Here is a 16,786-nt window from a genome sequence, read left to right as displayed (position 1 = left end):
CGCACCAATTGCGGGCACAGGCGCCGGGCTGCTGGCAACGCGACGCAGGATAGGATAGTGGCGGGGCACAGATGTCGCTCCCGTGGGCCGAATCCACGCCGGGGCGTCGCATATATTGTCTCGAACAGGATCTGACCCCGTGAAGGTGATCGCCTCTACGCTCCGCAAGGGCAACGTCGTCGACAAGGACGGTAAGCTCTACGTCATCTTGACGGTGGAGAACATCCATCCCGGCAAGGGCACCCCCGTCACGCAGCTCGACATGCGCCGCATCACGGATGGGGTGAAGGTGTCCGAGCGCTACCGCACCACCGAGTCGGTGGAGCGTGCCTTCGTGGAGGATCGCGAGCACACCTTCCTGTACGAGGATGGCGAGGGCTACCACTTCATGAACCCTGAGAACTACGATCAGGTCGCGGTTCCCAAGGACGTGATCGGCAGCGCGGCGCCCTACCTTCAGGAGGGCATGAAGGTGATGCTGGCCCTGCACAACGACGTGCCGCTCACGGTCGAACTGCCGCAGCGTGTCACCCTCGAGATCACCGAGACCGAACCGGCGATGAAGGGGCAGACGGCCTCGTCTTCCTACAAGCCGGCGATCCTGTCGAACGGCGTGCGCACCGCCGTCCCGCCGCATGTGGCGGTCGGCACCCGTGTGGTCATCCTGACGGAAGACGGTTCCTACGTGGAACGCGCCAAGGATTGAGACCCGCCGGTTCGAGGCTCGGACTTCGAGGCTCGGGCATCGATCTCCCACGGGAGACCGATGCCGGCCTGATCCGCCTCAGGGCGACGGCGCCGGCCCTTCGGCGGCGTCGTAACAGGACTGAGACAGAGCCTGGGCCTTCGCCCGCTCTTCGACGCTGAATCCCCGCCCCGTGATCGCCCAGAGATTCTCTCGCTGGAGGGCATCGGCGACACAGCGCGCCGCCACCCGGCATGTCTGCGCGGAACCTCCGGTCGTCTCGCACTGGACCCGGTAATCCTGACGGAACGCCGCGAGACCGGCCTTCGGATGAGGGCCGGTCACCGTCACGACGCCTGTGAGCAGGGCGAGCAGCACCGGCTGATGCACGAGATACACGGCGAGGCTGTGACGCCCGGCCAAAGCCAGCCCGCGCGAGGCGAGCGATCCCGGCCGCCACGTCGCCCATTTCGTGCGCAGGAAAGCCGGCAGACCGAGCCGCGCTGCTGCCAGCCCCAGGAGAACCAGGCCGAACCAGGGAAACAGCGGCACGTAATCGTTGGTCCGCGGCGGAACCATGCCGAGGCCGAGGAAACTCAGGATCGGGTCGTCGAAGACCGCGAGGTGATAATCCGGGTTCGCCATCACGGCCGGCGTCGCCAGAACGACGATCCCCACCACCAGTGCGACGGCTGGCGACACCCGCAGGAACGGCACGGCGAGCACGCTCGACACGGCGATGCAATGCAGGATGCCGAAGAAGATGAAACTGTCCGGAAACGCGTAGACCGTCGCGGCCGTGATGAGGAGGGCGGCGATGCCGATCCGCGCGACACGCAGGAGGAACGCGCGGGGCCGGAGGCCATCCCGGTTCATCAGGACGAGGCCGATCCCGACCAAAACGAGGAACGTACCCGCGATGAGGTGCGCCGCGACCTTGCCCAACGGGGCCAGAGCGTAGTTCTCGGGCGTGAGCGCAAGGTGCCCGAGGTCCCAGGTGGTGTGGTAGGCGGCCATCGCCAGCAGGGCGCCGCCCCGCGCGACATCGAGACTATCGAACCGCCGCGGCGTTCCACCGAGTTCTTTGGAGGCCGGCGATGCGGAGGACGCAGCGACAGGTCTCGCCGTGGAGGCACTCATGCGAACGGCCTCGCCGGCTTGAACCGTTCGGAGTGGCGCGACGAGCCCGCGCTGGGCGGACGTCCGATCTCGGACGATACGATCTGAGTCATGCGCGTTGGCTATCGCCGGTGGCGAGGCGGATGCAAGGGCCCAGCATTGCCCAGTGTGACCGGCGCTCCGCGTGAAGCGTCGAAAACCGTCCAAGTCACGAACGGGAAGCGGCGGGTCGCGGGCGGATAGGCCGTATCCGGATTTTGGACGGAAGCCGCTGAGTCACCGTTGCGGGCGAGGAAGGCGCCGCGCCGCCGGTTGCCCGGTTCCTTGTTGCTCTCATGCCAATATGATGAAGAATGTCTCAATCGCCGCAGTCGATGTCCGCCAAACGGGCTTCCGCCGAGTCATGACTTTGTTAATCTATGGTGCGGATCGCGTCGCGTGATTCGGTGTGGGTTGCTTACATGTCCGACGATTTCGAATCAGGCTCGCACGGCCAGCGCGCGATGGGTGAATCGACCGGTGGACGTGGCACCGACCTCGGCGACGGAGAAGTGCAGCGCCCCCTCGACCTCATCGAGGTTTCGGGGCGCATCAAATGGTTCGATGTGTCGAAGGGCTTCGGCTTCATCCTTCCCGATGACGGCTCGGCCGACGTCTTGGTTCACATCACGTGCCTGCGCCGCGACGGATTCTCGGCGGCCAGCGAGGGCGCGCGCATCGTGGTGGAAGCCACCGAGCGGCCACGCGGATGGCAGGCCTTCCGGGTGATATCCCTGGATCAGTCGACGGCGATCCACCCGTCCGAACTCCCGATGCCCCGCACCCATGTGAGCGTCACGGCGACGAGCGGGCTCGAGACGGCCGTGGTGAAGTGGTTCAACCGGTTGCGCGGGTTCGGCTTTCTCAGCCGGGGGGACGGCTCCCCCGACATCTTCGTCCATATGGAGACGTTGCGTCGCTACGGCATCGCCGAACTGAAGCCCGGCGAAACCGTTCTCGTGCGCTACGGCGACGGCTCGAAGGGCAAGATGGCAGCCGAGGTCCGGCTTCTGGACGGCGCGCTGCCCGCCTCCCATTGACGGAATGACCACGTGACACCAATCCAAGACGTTCGCAGGTCCGCGCCCTTGCGCGCGTTCCTGATCCTGATCACGATTCTCGCTGGTCTCGGCCTCGCCAATGCTCAGGATTCGGCCGCGCAGGAGCCCCTTGCGATCACGGGCAAGAGCGGCAGGCACAGCTTCTCCGTCGAGGTGATGCGCGACGACGAATCGCGCTCGCGCGGCCTGATGTTCCGCCGCGCGATGGCGCCTGAGCACGGGATGCTCTTCGACTTCCAGAAAGTCGAGCGCGTCGCGATGTGGATGAAGAACACCTACCTGCCCCTCGACATGCTGTTCATTCGCCCGGATGGAAGCATTGCTCGGATCGCGAGCAATACCGAGCCGCTTTCGACCAAGGTCATTCCGTCGGGAGAGCCAGTGGTCGCCGTTCTCGAACTCAATGCCGGTGTCACGGCTAAGCTCGGAATCAAGGCGGGTGACCAAGTCGACCACACGATGTTCCCATCGCGCTGACCATAGCGAAAGGAGGATCGTCGCGGCACCACCCCGCGAACACAGCGTGAACGAGCATCTTGACGGCCGCCTCGTTTCTCACCAATGTTCCCATATTGTTCCAAAGGCGAGCGAACCTGAGACAGCGGGTTCCTCGACGATGACAGGGGAACGCGATGCTCGACGTTCAAGCTTCCGGCGATGAAACGATCCTGTTCGAGAATGCCGATTGGCGCGTGATCGCGGACGGTCTCGAACATCGCGGGACCGGTTATTTCATCGCCCGCGAGAGCTTGGGCCGGCGCTCCGAGTCCGGCCTGTGGGAATGGCCGCTGCATCTGGCGGAGAAGAGCTGGTGTTCGCTGCGTCCGTTCCGCGACGCGTTTCAGGCGGCTGCCGATCTCTTCAACGTCGAGCGCGACGAGGCGTTGTCGCAATCCTTCGTCACCGGTTTTGGCCTCAGGATGGGGCAGGGCGGACAGGGCGGCACCGAAGGCTTCACGAAACTGGCGGAACTGGTACGTCCGAAATCCCTCGCTCGGCGGAGACCCACCGCATCCGAGGGCCGGCCCGTTCCCCACCGCAACGTCGCGGGGCGGAAGGAAGAGAAGGATACGGCGCGCGTCGCCCTGTCCTGACGTGACCTCCCTCCGCGACGCCCTAGTTTCCTGAAAGGCGTCGAGGGGCGCCGTGCAGGAGGTCAATCCATGGACGAGCGCGTGACGGACAAGGACGATCGGAGCAAGGGACTGGGCGGCCTCGATGGGCTCGTCGTTCCCCCCCTCTCGCGCCGGGGCTTCGTGATGACGAGCCTGATCGCCGGGTTCACCCTGGCCGAGGCGAATGCGCAGGCTCAGGCCGTTACGACCGATTCCAATGGTCTCGTCGCCGGCGAGGTGAAAATCCCCGCAACCGACGGGCCGATGCCGGGTTATCGGGCGATGCCCGAGGGAGCGGGCCCGTTTCCCCTCGTTCTCGTCATCGAAGAGATTTTCGGGGTCCACGAATATATCAAGGACGTGTGCCGCCGCCTGGCCAAGGCCGGCTATTGCGCCGTGGCGCCCGAGCTCTACGCAAGGCAGGGCGATCTCTCGACTATGACGGATCTGAAGGCGATCGTTCGCGACGTCATCCTGAAGACGCCCGATACCGAGTGGATCGCGGATCTCGATGCGGCAGCGTCCTGGGCCGTTGCCGATTCGAAGGCCGATCCCGAGCGGATCGGCACGATGGGATGGTGCCGGGGCGGTCGCGGGGCATGGCTCTACGCGGCGCATCGGCGCGATCTGAAAGCCGCGGTGGCCTGGTACGGCCCACTCGGTGGCGACCGTACGAGCCTGCAGCCGAAAACGGCAGGGGACGTCGCAGCGGACATCCGCGCACCGCTTCTGGCACTCTATGGCGGCGCCGATACCGGCATTCCCATCGCCAGCGTCGAGGAGGCCCGCGACCGGGCGAATGCTGCGGGGCGGAGTGTCGAGCTCGTCGTCTTCCCCGACGCACCGCACGGGTTCCATGCCGATTACCGGCCGAGCTATCGCAAGGACAGTGCGGAGCAGGGCTGGGCACGCGCGCTGGCGTTCCTCAAAAGCCACGGGGTCGGCTAAATCGTACCCTCATCGACCAACGCGACGATCGACCGAATCGGAGCGTTCGGGCACCTCCCACAGGAGCGTTCCCTCTGTTACAATGGAGAAACCGCCGCTCTGATCATGATTTCAGGGATGGATGCATGTCGGAAATTACGATCCGAGCGCCGGTTCGACACATTGACGGGTAGGACTACATAGCGTTGCTGGGATAACGGCTAGAGCGGCTGTCAAGCCTGAAGAGCGTTCCGGACCCATGAGTGCTGCGAATCCATCAGGCGAGAGACCCATCATCCTCGTCGTCGAGGACGAGCCGGATGAGCGCTACCTCGCGGCCGCACTCCTCGAAGAGACCGGGTTCAGCGTCATCGAGGCGGAAACCGCCGAACGCGCCCTCGCCATCCTGAACGAGAAGGACGGCGCTGTGAGCGTCGTCTTCTCCGATGTGCGAACCCCTGGCCCCATCGGCGGCTTCGAACTCGCGCGGATCATCGGAGTCACCTGGCCGCGGGTACGCGTGCTGCTCACATCCGGTGATGCGGGCGACCAGCCCAGTGACCTGCGGATTTCCGCGACTTTCATCCCGAAACCGTGGCGGGCATCCGACATCCTCGCTTGGGTCGAGGAAGCGGCGGGCCGTGCTCCCGCGCAAGGCGCGGGCATAGACGTGATCGGTGGCACCGCTCCCTGACGGGCCACCGGGCCGTTCTAAAAATATCATAGATCATAGGGAAACTTGACGGGCTCCAACCGTTGGTTGGTTCAGTCCCCCGTCGATCAGTGACGGGCCATGGGTTTCCAATGACCAGCGCCGCCAATACCAACATGGCCAATATCAGCCGCCCCGGGCATTCCTATACGGTCTTCTCCGAGGCGCGGATGATGCAGAAAGTCGGCGAGGATCTACGCTCCCTTTACGGTGATATGATCGATCGTTCCGCGCCCGACGAACTGCTTCGTCTGGCGGCGCTGATCGATGAAAGACGCAATGAAACCGAGGCCGGGCGCTAGCATCGTTCGCCCCTGCCGCGATCGGGACGACGTGATCGGTGCGGCCCGAATGACGCACGGCCGCTGAGACTTGGCGCAAGACTTGGATCGCCGCCCCATCGATGTCCTAAAACCTGATATGTCGAACGGACCCTTCCGGATCGATCTGACGAGCCCGTCATGCGTTTGAAAGCCTGCCTCGTTCTCGGCGCTTTGCTGGTCGCTGCGCCGTTATGCGAACCGGCCTTCGCCGCGACGCCCCCCAACCAGCCTGCCGACGGCCCCGGCGGTGTGGGAAACCGCTCCCTCTCGATCGTGAAGCGGGCGCTGGGACGGCCGAGTGCCGCGACCTTCGTCTTCTACTCAGCTGGTGCCGCGCCTACGGAGGGACGGCCCGTCGTGGTGTTCCTCCACGCCTGGGGGGCCCCGAACCCGCAGCCCTACGGGGCCTGGATCGATCACCTCGCCCGCGCCGGATATCTCGTGCTGTTTCCGCGCTTCCAGGAGGTCAACCGGACGCGGCCGGCTGACGCCACGGGCAATGCCGAGAAACTCGTGAAGGCCGCCCTCGCGGAACTCGAATCCGATCCCGACGCCAAACCGGATCCGAAGCGAGTCGCCCTGATCGGCCACCTCGCGGGGGCTCCGATCGCCGCCAACCTCGCCGCCGATGCCGACAGCACCGGCTTGCCCGTACCGCGCCTCGTCTTCGCCATCATGCCGGGGGGGATCGCCAGCGACGCCAAATCCAGGGGCGTCGTGCTGCGCGACCTGTCGAAGATCCCATCCGAGACACTCGTCATCACCGTCATCGGCGACCGCGATGCCCGCGCGGCGGATCTCGCCGCCAAGCGGCTCCTGCGAGAGGCGAGCAGTGTCGCGCCCGAGCGCAAGCTCTTCATCCGCGCGCTCTCCGACGACCACGGCTTTCCCTCGCTGACGGCGACCTTGACCTCGCCGGGTGCCGTGGACACGGCCTATGACGGTGGAGCCATCAAGCTTCCACCGGAGCCGCCGAAGGATCCGAAGCAGCCGCCGACACCGTTCAAATGGTCGGCCGACATGTCGCTGACCGGCGAACAGACGACACTGCTCGCGCAACTGAATAATTCCCGGGCAGATAGCCTCGATTACCTCGCCTATTGGAAGACGTTCGATCTGGCCGCCGCAGCGGCGTTTGGCCGCGACGCCACCACCCTCAAGGCCAATCCGCGGCTCAGCGACATGGAACGCTGGAGCGACGGCTGGCCGGTGAAGCGTCTGGTCGTGGAAACGCCCCGTGCTGCTCCGGCGGCCGCGCATGCGCCGGCTCCGACGCCTGCGGCGGCCACGCAACCCAAGCCCAAACCCGTGAGACGTCCCTGATTCATCATGCCCGAGATGAGTCAGGGTTCAGGCGCGGGGCACCGGGGCTTGTCATCCCGGTTGCTTTTCGCAAACAGCAGGCCGGCACGGTCTTGTGCTTGCGCAACGAGCTCTACAGGTCACGATGAAGCTGTTCCACTCGCACTTCTCTCCCTTCGCGCGGAAGGTCATGGCCTGTGCCCACGTGCTGGGCATCGTCGACCGTATCGAGCTGCTGCCGAGCGCGGCCCATCCGGTGAAGCGCGACGGCACCATCCTGACCCATCATCCGCTGGCACAGGTTCCGACCCTGCTTGACGACGAGGGCCACGCATTGGCCGACAGCAGGGTCATCTGCGAGTATCTCGACACCCAAGCCGGGGGAGGGCTGTTCCCCTCGGCCGGTCCCGCGAGATGGACGGCGCTCAACGACCAATCCATCGCCGACGGCATTCTCGATGCGGCCCTGCTGATCCGCTACGAACTCACGGCACGCGACGCCTCCGAACGCTCCAGCACCTGGATGGACGGTCAGGAGGCCAAGATCCGGAGTTCGCTCGCGTCCCTCGACGCAGGGGCGGAACGCCTCCTCGGCCGGGTCGATATCGGAACGATCAGCCTGGGCTGCGCCCTCGGATATCTCGACCTGCGCTTTGCCGAACTCGGCTGGACGCGGGACCATAGGGATTTGGCGGCGTGGTTCGCGGGCTTTGCCGAACATCCCGCGATGGTGGCAACGAAACCACCGGCGGCCTGAACCGGCACCGCTTCAGCCGCCAGACTGGCGCGCGCCTTGCAAAGTTCGCCTCCGGTTCTCCGGAGGTCGCGCCATGCCCGATTTCGTTGCCGCCTTGATCACCGCCGCGGTTTTCTGCGCGGGGCTGATCCTGCTCAATGCCCTGACGTGCTGGGCGATCCAGACACAGATCGCGCCGGCGGATCTCGCCGAGAACGGAATGCTGCAATACGGGCTCGCTCTCGCCCTCGCCGGATTCACGTGGCGGCGGGCGCTCGTCGCGCAGGCCGTCCCGGACGGGGGTGGCCACGCCCATATCGTCGGGTGAAACGGCGGCTCTGACAGGCGCTCGCCACCTCAGGCCGTGGTCTCTAGAACCAGGGCTGTGTGGTGAAACTGTAATTCACCTTCATGCCAAAGGTATATTGGTTCTGCGATCCGAACTGGCGGCGAACCAGCGGGCTCTCGGCGGATGAGCCGACGATCCGGTTATAGCCAACGTACCCCGTGGCGGCCCATCGCTCGTCGAACGTATAGGTCACGGCTCCCAATCCGCCGACGGTGACGTAGCTGTCGGGCTGGAACGGCGTCAGCGTCCCGTTGAGCGCTGCCTCGAACGGTTGAACGCCGAAATAGCGTCTGGCGAAGCTGGCATCGCCAAAGTTGAAGCGCGGGCCCACCGAGACCTGCCAGCGGTCGAAGGGCTGGATCACGTCGGCGCCGAGCGAGCCGACGAAGCCGTGATGCCCGAAGATTCCATGGCGCAGTTCGGCCCGGGCGCGCAGCCATTGCGTGGGGTAATACTCGACGAAGACACCCGGCTCGATGGCGAACTGGGCATCGCGGAGACCGAACAGGTCACGCCGGTTGTCGCCGTAATAGCGGCCGGGCACGTACTCTGCCGTCAGCCCGGCATTGAAGAGCGGCGAATCGTAGAGCGAGAAGCTGATCCCGTCATCCGGCGACGAGAACCGGCGTGGCGTACCGGCCTTGGCGATGCTGATCGATGGGTAGCCGATGGCGGTATACTCGTTCGACCCCGGAAAACTCGGCGTCGCCTGCACCGTCGCCGTCACCGTCACGACCCAGAGATTCTGGTCCAAGGCGAGGAACGTCGGCGGCCTCTGCAACTCCATGAGGTCCGCGGCTCCGGCGCCGCTCGCCGCGATGAGCGAGCCCGCGAGGGCCAGCGCCGGCATGGCGGCAAGGCTCGTCCTTTGGGCAGGGCGCGAGGATGGGTTGAGAAGCATCGTGTCCATGACGGAGGTCATAGACACAATTCCCTAACGCATCACGACAAAGCCGACGCGACGATAGACCTATGTTGGCACCGACAAAAAATCGCTTCGGCGCGACAAGCGCGCCGAAGCGATTCTCAGATTAGAAGTAGGACTTCAACGCACCGCGGCGACGCACGTCGAGGGTAGCGCAGTGGAACGAGCCACCGAAGGGCCCATAGGACAGGAACGGCGCCGGGATCGGATCGAAGCCCCAATCCTTCAGTGCCTTGATCAAGGTCGGCTGGCTTGCATCGACGACGATCTTCTTTTCGTCGATGGCCAGCACATTGATCGACGTCCAGGGCGAGCACATCGAAATCTTGCTCATGAAGCCCTCGACCGGGTCGGGGCGGGGCGCGATGAGCACCTCCCACTTCTTGAGCACGGCGGGCAGCTTCTCGACGTCGATATAGTCCGGGTTAACCAGCACCTTGCCCGGGGCCAGCGGCATGAAGGACGAGTCGATATGCATCGGCTGCGGGCAACGGCTCTCGATCTCATGGACGCGGAAGCCCGAGCCGAGGTGGCGGCGCAGCCACTCGATCCCCATCAGGTTCGTCACGTTGGAGCGGGTGACGAAGAGGTCGCGGCCGCAGCGGACGAAATCGGCTGCGTCGAAGACCGGCTCGAACTCGTTCACGGTGAACTGCATCGGCTCGCCGGCCTTCAGGTTCGGCACGCGGTAATCGTAATTGTAGAGTTCGTCCGTCAGCTGCGGCCGAGGCGCCGAGGTCCAGCGCGCACCGTTACGAAAATATTCCTTGAACAGCGAACGGTAAGCGTCGCCCTCGAAATAGCGCGACCGCCAGCACATCGGGCTCTCGATGATCTCGTCGCCGATGACCAGGTAGGGGTCGCGCGGGCAGGCGACGCAGAAGCCACGGGAGGACCAGCGCGGGGCGTTGTACTTGCGCGAGAAATCCACCGTGTCGGGCCGACGCACCTTCACACCCTCGCCGGCGAGAATCGAGATGAAGTTATCGAGCTCGGCCTGGGCGAGCTTCTTCATGAACTTCGGATACCGGAAGCCAGCGGCGAACCGGTAGAACGGCTGCGCTGCGCGCGGCAGGTTGAAGATCACCGTGAGGTGGTGGGACGGAATGGTCGCACCGTCGAGGCTGCCGACGATCACCTCTTCCAGAGGGTCCCACTCGTTCCATGCCATGACCGGCGATTTCGGGGCTGGCGTCCCGCGATAGGCTGCCGAATTGGCGTCGTAGGTATCGATCTGCGCGTCGGCGAGCACGGCATCCTGAGCCGTGGTGAAAGCTTCGCGGTCCATCATTCGTCCCTTGGTCGTGCCTTTGCGCGGCTGTTTCTTCGAGGCAGAAGCCTCAGCGCCGCTTTGGCTCGCACTGTGTCTATCGGGTGATAGACAACGAAATCCAAAGCTGCAACTTCCGATGAGGCCAACGTTTTCCGGAAGGCTTTTCGTCCGGGTCGTCGGTGAAATTCTCTAAAAAATCGTCCGCGCCGACGGTCGAAGGGGGATCATGAAGCGTCTGACGACATTGGCCCTCATCGTCGGCCTCTGCACAGTTGCAGGACTGTTCTTGTCATCGGGTCTCGATGACGTCGCCGCGGCAGTGGTGAGCGCCGGTTGGGGCGCTGCCATCGTCGTGCTGGCCCGCGCCGTCGCCGTCGGCTGGGCCGGTCTCGGCTGGTTCACGGTTTTCCCGCGGGACGACCGTCCGAGCCTGTGGAACTGCATTTCGCTGCGTTTCGTGCGGGAGGGCATCAACACGCTCCTCCCCGTGGCCACCGTCGGCGGCGACTTCGTCGGAGCGCGGCTGTTGACGCAGCGCGGCCTCTCCGGAGGGCTCGCCGGCGCCAGCATGTTCGTGGACCTGATGACCCAGGCGGTCACCCAGTTCCTCTTCACGGTCGGCGGCGTAGCCCTGCTCGCCTGGCTGCATGGCGATGGCCCCGTGGTGCGCACCGTCGCCGGCGGCCTCGCCATCGCGGCCCCGGCTCTCGGCGCCTTCTTCCTGATCCAGCGCCGCAGCGGGCACCGCATCATCCAGGCCCTGCTGAGCCGCTTTGCCGCCGCCCGTGAATGGCGCGCGCTCGGCGCGGTCGATGTTCTGTTCGACAGCCTGCGCCGACTTTATTCCTCGCCCAAGCGGGTCGTGGGCGCCATGGGCGTGCACATGATCGGCTGGATCATCGGCGCCGCCGAAGTTTATGTGGCGCTGCATTTCATGGGTTATCCGGTGACGGTCGCCGAGGCCATCGTCATCGAAAGCCTGGCCCAGGCGGTTCGCGGTGCCGCCTTCGCCGTGCCGGGGGCGCTCGGTGCCCAGGAAGGCGGCCTCATCGCCCTCTGCGCGATCTTCGACATCCCCGCCGAGGCCGCCCTCGCGCTCTCCCTGGTGAAGCGTCTGGCCGATCTCATGGTCGGTGTGCCCGGCCTCGTCGCGTGGCACTTCATGGAAGGCAAGACGGTCGCGACGGACGTGGAAGACCGGACGTTTCGGGACCAGAGGTCCGTGGAGCAGAACGCGCCGAAAGTCGGAGGCGACATTGCCCGGGCGGTGAGCCTGGATTCCATGCCCGTGTCGCGGGTGCCCGCCAATTCCGCGGGAAACCACATCGTGTCGCGCTCGATGGAGAGCGAGATGGAGACGCTGCGGAAATGCGCGTGAGCAGATTCGCATCGGGGCTGGTGGCCTCGACCCTTCTCGTAGCGACCCTCCTGTCGGTCGGGCCCGCCCGTGCGGCGGAGGATGCGGCGGTGCAGACCGTACGCGGCCTTTATTCCAGCTTCGAGGGCGCCCTCAAGGCGCCCGAAGCCGACGTGAAGAGCAGGGCCCTGGTCATCGGCCCGGTGCTCGACCAGAGCATGGATTTCGCCACCATGGCGCGGGTCGCCGTGGGCGCGAAATGGAAAGGCTTCACGCCCGAGCAGCAGGGCGCGCTGACGGAAGCCTTCAAACAGTATTTCACCGCGACCTATGCCACCCGCCTGTCGCAGGCCGCCGGCGGCAAGTTCGACATCAAGCCCGAGAGTGAAGCGCGCGGCCAGAACCGCGTGGTCCAGACCGAGGTCGCCAATGCGGAGGGCGACGCCTCGCAGGTCGACTACCTCGTGGGTTCGAGCAACCGCATCCAGGACGTCTATCTCAACGGCAATGTCAGCGAGATCGCCGCCATGCGCGGCAGCTTCGCCGATCCGCTGAAGGCGGGCGGGGCGGAAAGCCTTCTGAAATTCCTTCGTGATCGGACCGCGGCGATGCTCGCCGCCAAACCAAAGCCTTAGACGCAGGCCAGACGCCCCTCGTCGGGCCTGGCCGGACGAACCCGCCCGTGTCGCCTTCCAGACCTTGCGGCACCTTCAACCAAACCGTGACCGAGCTTCGCCCATCATGGACCTCACCTTGACGGATCTGCCTTCGGCGAACCTGAGCTGGCTCTCGCTCCTGTTCCAGTTCATGGCCCTGGCCGGCTGTGTCTACGGGCTGACGGCTGCCTTCCTGGCGAGCCGCTACGCACGCCGCCCCGTTCCCGTCCTGGCGGCGAACGCTGCGCGTCCCTCGGTGACCATCCTGAAGCCGCTCTGCGGCATGGAGCCCAATCTCTACGAGAACCTCGAGACCTTCTGTCGCCAGGACTACGCCGGCCCGATGCAGGTCGTCTTCGGCGTGCAGAACGCCACCGATCCAGCGATCGCCGTCGTGCGCCGCCTCGCCGAAACCTATCCCGACCTCAAGCTCGACCTCGTCATCGATGCGCGCCAGCACGGCTCGAACCGCAAGGTCTCCAACCTCATCAACATGTCGGCGCTGATCGCCCACGAGGTGATCGTGCTGGCGGACAGCGACATGGTGGCAAAGCCCGATTATCTGGAGCGGATCGTTGCCGAGCTGGCTCAGCCCGGCGTCAACGGCGTCACCTGCCTCTACCATGGCGTACCGGCGAATCGCGGCGTCTGGGCTCATCTCTCGGCGCTCGCCATCGACGTCCAGTTCCTGCCCAATGTCGTGATGGGCACCTCGCTCGGCCTGGCCAAGCCCTGCTTCGGCTCCACCATCGCCTTCACCACCAAGGCGCTCGCCGAGATGGGGGGCTTCGAAGCCTTCCGCGACGATCTCGCCGACGATTACGCGGTGGGCGAAGCCCTGCGCGCCAAGGGCGGTCTCGTGGCGATCCCGACCTTCACGATCGGGCATACCTGCGTCGACACCGATCTCGCCGGCCTGTGGAAGCACGAGTTGCGCTGGAACCGGACCATCCGCAACGTCGATCCGGCCGGGTATGCCGGCTCCATCGTCACCCATGCCTTCCCGCTGGCGCTCATTGGCGCCCTGATTCCGGGAGCCGACACGAGCGGACTCGTGGTGGCGGCCCTGGCGCTCGCCTGCCGCATCATCCTCTGCGTCCGCCTGGAGCGCGCCTTCGGTCTCGCTCCGCACCCCTACTGGCTGTTGCCGATTCGCGACATCCTCTCCTTCATGAACTTCTCCTGGAGCTTCGTGTCGGGGGCGGTGACATGGAAAGGTCACGATTATCGGGTGGTTGCGGACGGTACGCTGATCCCGGAGCGCAGCCTCGGCCACGATGCCGGCGCATCCCCGCTCTGACTCTCGCTTCGCTCTGAACCCGCCCCATTCCCGTCCCTCGCTGAGGCCTTGAACCCCATGCGCACGCTCTTCCTCCAGGCCCCCACCTTCGATGGTTTCGATGGCGGAGCGGGCTCCCGCTACCAGGCCAAGCGCGAGATCAAGTCGTTCTGGTACCCGACCTGGCTCGCCCAGCCGGCCGCCCTCGTGCCGAACTCGAAGCTGATCGACGCCCCCCCGCACAACATCAAGCTCGCCGAGATCGTGGCCCAGGCCAACGATTTCGACCTCGTGGTGCTGCACACCTCGGTGCCGTCCTTCAAGTCCGACGTGAAGACCGTCGAGGCTCTCAAGGCCGCCAACCCCAAGCTCATCGCCGGGCTCATCGGCGCCAAGGTCGCGGTCGACGCGGCGGGTGCCATGGCCCAGGCCCCGTGCATCGATTTCTGTGCCCGCAACGAGTTCGACTTCACCGTCAAGGAAGTCGCCGACGGCACGCCGATGTCCGAGATCAAGGGCCTGTCCTACCGGGACGCCAATGGAGTCGTGGTCCATAACGAGGACCGCGAAATCATGACGGACATGGACCAGTTGCCCTTCGTCACCTCGGTCTACAAGCGCGACCTCCAGATGGAGAAGTACTTCATCGGGTACCTCAAGCACCCCTACATCTCGTTCTATTCGGGCCGTGGCTGCAAGAGCCGCTGCACCTTCTGCCTCTGGCCGCAGACCGTGGGTGGCCACACCTACCGCACCCGTTCGGTCGCGCATGTGATCGAAGAGATCAAGTACTGCCTGAAGGAGTTCCCGCAGACGAAGGAGTTCTTCTTCGACGACGACACCTTCACCGACAATCTCCCGCGCGCCGAGGAGATCGCCCGCGAACTCGGCAAGCTCGGCGTGACCTGGTCGTGCAATGCCAAGGCGAACGTGCCCCGCGAGACCCTGAAGGTGCTCAAGGAGAACGGCCTTCGCCTGCTTCTCGTCGGCTACGAGTCCGGCAACCAGAAGATCTTGAACAACATCAAGAAGGGCATGCGCGTCGAGGTGGCCGAGAAGTTCACCAAGGATTGCCACGACCTCGGCATCGCCATCCACGGCACCTTCATCGTCGGCCTGCCGGGCGAAACCCGCGAGACGATCCAGGAGACGATCGCCTTCGCCAAGCGCATCAACCCGCACACGATCCAGGCCTCGCTGGCCGCCCCTTACCCGGGCACCTTCCTCTACAAGCAGGCCGTGGAGAACGGCTGGCTCGACGTGGAGAATGCCGAGCTCGTCGACGAGAACGGCGTACAGATCGCCCCGCTGCACTACCCGCACCTGTCGCATTCCGAGATCTTCGCGGCGGTCGAGGAATTCTACCGGAAGTTCTACTTCCGCGCCCCGAAGATCGCCTCCATCGTCTCCGAGATGGTGCGCTCGCCCGACATGATGAAGCGCCGCCTGCGCGAGGGTGTGGAATTCTACCGCTTCCTCAAGGAGCGTCAGACCGGCACGTCCAAAGCTGCCTGATCCTCAGGTCGCCCAACCTTCATCATACTTCTCCAGCAACGGCCGGGCTCAACGCCCGGCCGTTCTTGTTTCAAGCGCCCGCCGGGTGGTGGTCAGGGCTCGGAAAGCCGGTTCCAACCCCACTCCGCCTGCTCTAGATCCTTGGCGCGGCGCTCGTACGGGCGCGGTCAACGACGAAAGGGTTCGCCTTTCTGCTGTTTGGGCAGCCTCGAACGTTCTCCGGTTCCGACCTTCGGGCAGTCTGGATCGGGCTCTGCAGGCCACGGGCGTTCGCCCGTTCCCACTGCGACGGAGGCTGGCCGGCGGCGGGAGGGATACGTTGTCCGACCGGATGCCGAAGAGCACCCCTGAGCTCGTGGACCTGCGCCTCCTTCAAGCCCTCTCGGGCGGGAAAGGCGGCGCGACTCTGGACCACGGCCGCGATGCTTTCGCCGGCGCATCGCCCGAGCCCCCGAACGACGAGGACCATCGAGCATGACCAAGGCCGCCATGAAACGCCTGATCGTGACCGCCGACGATTTCGGCCTGAGCCGGGAAGTGAACGAGGCTGTCGAGCAGGCCCATCGCGAGGGCATCCTCACCGCTGCCAGCCTGATGGTCTCGGCACCGGCGGCGGCCGACGCGGTGGCCCGCGCCCGGCGCCTTCCCTCCCTTCGCGTCGGACTGCACCTCGTCATGGTCGAGGCCTGGCCGACGCTTCCCCCGGCCGAACTGCCCGACCTCGTGGATGCGGACGGGCTGATCCGACGCGACATGGGTCGCCTCGGCCTCGACCTCGCGGTGAAACCTTCGGCACGGCGGCAGCTTTCAGCGGAAATCACAGCGCAGTTCGAAGCTTACAGAGCCACTGGCCTACCCCTCGACCACGTCAACGCCCACAAGCATTTCCATGTGCATCCGCTCATCGCCGGGCGCGTCCTGGCCATCGGCCGGGGATACGGCATGCGGGCGATCCGGGTGCCGCGCGAGCCCCGCGCCGTGCTACGCGCCGCAGAGCCCGGTGCGACCCCGAAGCCCGCCCTCGATATCGCCCCCTGGGCCGGGCTCCTCGCGGTTCGCGCCCGCCAGGCCGGCCTGCTGATCCCCGACCGTACCCTGGGCTTGGCATGGTCCGGCGCGATGACTCCGCAGCGTGTGGCGGGGCTCCTGCGGCACCTGCCGGATGGGTTGACCGAGCTCTATACCCATCCCGCCACGCGCGGCGGCTTCCCCGGCGAGGCGCCGGGCTACGCCTATGCGGCAGAGCGCGACGCCCTGATCTCGCCGGAGGCAATCGACGCGATCAGGCAGGTCGGCGCGGACAGAGGCGGCTTCTCGGATTTCCTGTAGCCGTCCGATCGCAGGAACGGACACGAAAAAGGCCGCCGTCGCTTCAAGCGACGACGGCCTTTTCATTGGCGACCTGGAGAAATC

Annotated in this window: 18 protein-coding genes; 15 read left to right on the top strand and 3 right to left on the bottom strand. The window is 65.5% G+C overall.

Annotated elements, in window-relative coordinates:
• Positions 1-139: 139 nt before the first annotated feature.
• Complete coding sequence (gene efp / locus RQI43_RS07175) at positions 140-706, top strand: elongation factor P (protein WP_056423850.1); 567 nt, start codon at positions 140-142, stop codon at positions 704-706.
• Positions 707-784: 78 nt separating this feature from the next.
• Here the strand turns inward: efp and RQI43_RS07170 are convergent, their stop codons facing one another.
• Entirely contained in the window at positions 785-1,825 is a 1,041-nt protein-coding gene (locus tag RQI43_RS07170) for a heparan-alpha-glucosaminide N-acetyltransferase (RefSeq protein ID WP_311274688.1), read from the bottom strand.
• A gap of 482 nt (positions 1,826-2,307) precedes the next feature.
• Between RQI43_RS07170 and RQI43_RS07165 the strand changes: the two genes are divergently transcribed.
• From RQI43_RS07165 to RQI43_RS07125, 9 genes are all read left to right on the top strand, one after another.
• Complete coding sequence (locus RQI43_RS07165) at positions 2,308-2,883, top strand: cold-shock protein (RefSeq protein ID WP_244478141.1); 576 nt, start codon at positions 2,308-2,310, stop codon at positions 2,881-2,883.
• A 12-nt stretch (positions 2,884-2,895) separates the two neighbouring features.
• The gene (locus RQI43_RS07160) at positions 2,896-3,381 is read left to right on the top strand and encodes a DUF192 domain-containing protein (RefSeq protein WP_405030567.1); all 486 of its coding nucleotides are present in this window, start codon (positions 2,896-2,898) and stop codon (positions 3,379-3,381) included.
• Positions 3,382-3,536: 155 nt separating this feature from the next.
• Complete coding sequence (locus RQI43_RS07155; protein WP_311274687.1) at positions 3,537-3,998, top strand: hypothetical protein; 462 nt, start codon at positions 3,537-3,539, stop codon at positions 3,996-3,998.
• Positions 3,999-4,067: 69 nt separating this feature from the next.
• On the top strand, positions 4,068-4,967 hold the full coding sequence (locus tag RQI43_RS07150) for a dienelactone hydrolase family protein (protein ID WP_311274686.1): 900 nt from the start codon (positions 4,068-4,070) through the stop codon (positions 4,965-4,967).
• A gap of 238 nt (positions 4,968-5,205) precedes the next feature.
• Positions 5,206-5,640 carry a response regulator gene (locus RQI43_RS07145; RefSeq protein WP_056423856.1) on the top strand — a complete coding sequence of 145 codons (435 nt, stop codon included), beginning with the start codon at positions 5,206-5,208 and terminating at the stop codon, positions 5,638-5,640.
• Between the two features lie 110 nt (positions 5,641-5,750).
• Positions 5,751-5,960 (top strand): hypothetical protein, encoded by a 210-nt coding sequence (locus tag RQI43_RS07140; protein ID WP_207410452.1) that lies wholly within the window; start codon positions 5,751-5,753, stop codon positions 5,958-5,960.
• 159 nt (positions 5,961-6,119) lie between these two features.
• Positions 6,120-7,304, top strand: coding sequence for a chlorophyllase/cutinase-like alpha/beta fold protein (locus tag RQI43_RS07135; RefSeq protein ID WP_311274685.1), 1,185 nt, complete (start codon positions 6,120-6,122; stop codon positions 7,302-7,304).
• Positions 7,305-7,428: 124 nt separating this feature from the next.
• Entirely contained in the window at positions 7,429-8,040 is a 612-nt protein-coding gene (locus RQI43_RS07130) for a glutathione S-transferase family protein (RefSeq protein WP_311274684.1), read from the top strand.
• A 73-nt stretch (positions 8,041-8,113) separates the two neighbouring features.
• A complete protein-coding gene (locus RQI43_RS07125; RefSeq protein WP_311274683.1) occupies positions 8,114-8,347 on the top strand; it encodes a hypothetical protein in 234 nt (77 codons plus the stop codon).
• Between the two features lie 43 nt (positions 8,348-8,390).
• Here the strand turns inward: RQI43_RS07125 and RQI43_RS07120 are convergent, their stop codons facing one another.
• Positions 8,391-9,290, bottom strand: a complete 900-nt coding sequence (locus RQI43_RS07120) for a MipA/OmpV family protein (RefSeq protein WP_311274682.1) — start codon at positions 9,288-9,290, stop codon at positions 8,391-8,393.
• A 109-nt stretch (positions 9,291-9,399) separates the two neighbouring features.
• On the bottom strand, positions 9,400-10,581 hold the full coding sequence (locus RQI43_RS07115; protein ID WP_311274765.1) for an amidinotransferase: 1,182 nt from the start codon (positions 10,579-10,581) through the stop codon (positions 9,400-9,402).
• Between the two features lie 211 nt (positions 10,582-10,792).
• Here RQI43_RS07115 and RQI43_RS07110 point away from each other — a divergent pair, with 211 nt between their 5' ends.
• The 5 genes from RQI43_RS07110 (at position 10,793) to hpnK (ending at position 16,702) form a co-directional block, all read left to right on the top strand.
• The gene (locus RQI43_RS07110; RefSeq protein WP_311274681.1) at positions 10,793-11,944 is read left to right on the top strand and encodes an HpnL family protein; all 1,152 of its coding nucleotides are present in this window, start codon (positions 10,793-10,795) and stop codon (positions 11,942-11,944) included.
• On the top strand, positions 11,935-12,558 hold the full coding sequence (locus RQI43_RS07105) for an ABC transporter substrate-binding protein (RefSeq protein WP_311274680.1): 624 nt from the start codon (positions 11,935-11,937) through the stop codon (positions 12,556-12,558). The genes RQI43_RS07110 and RQI43_RS07105 overlap by 10 nt, the downstream gene beginning before the upstream one ends.
• 106 nt (positions 12,559-12,664) lie before the next feature.
• Positions 12,665-13,879, top strand: coding sequence for a bacteriohopanetetrol glucosamine biosynthesis glycosyltransferase HpnI (gene hpnI / locus RQI43_RS07100; RefSeq protein WP_311274679.1), 1,215 nt, complete (start codon positions 12,665-12,667; stop codon positions 13,877-13,879).
• 57 nt (positions 13,880-13,936) lie between these two features.
• Entirely contained in the window at positions 13,937-15,373 is a 1,437-nt protein-coding gene (gene hpnJ / locus RQI43_RS07095) for a hopanoid biosynthesis associated radical SAM protein HpnJ (protein ID WP_056423872.1), read from the top strand.
• A gap of 489 nt (positions 15,374-15,862) precedes the next feature.
• On the top strand, positions 15,863-16,702 hold the full coding sequence (hpnK, locus tag RQI43_RS07090) for a hopanoid biosynthesis-associated protein HpnK (RefSeq protein WP_311274764.1): 840 nt from the start codon (positions 15,863-15,865) through the stop codon (positions 16,700-16,702).
• Positions 16,703-16,786: the final 84 nt, after the last annotated feature.

Origin of the sequence: Methylobacterium sp. WCS2018Hpa-22 (assembly GCF_031843785.1) — a bacterium.
GTDB lineage: Bacteria > Pseudomonadota > Alphaproteobacteria > Rhizobiales > Beijerinckiaceae > Methylobacterium.
The sequence above is the reverse complement of the archived record's forward strand: the minus strand, read 5'-3'. Positions and strand labels throughout refer to the sequence as shown.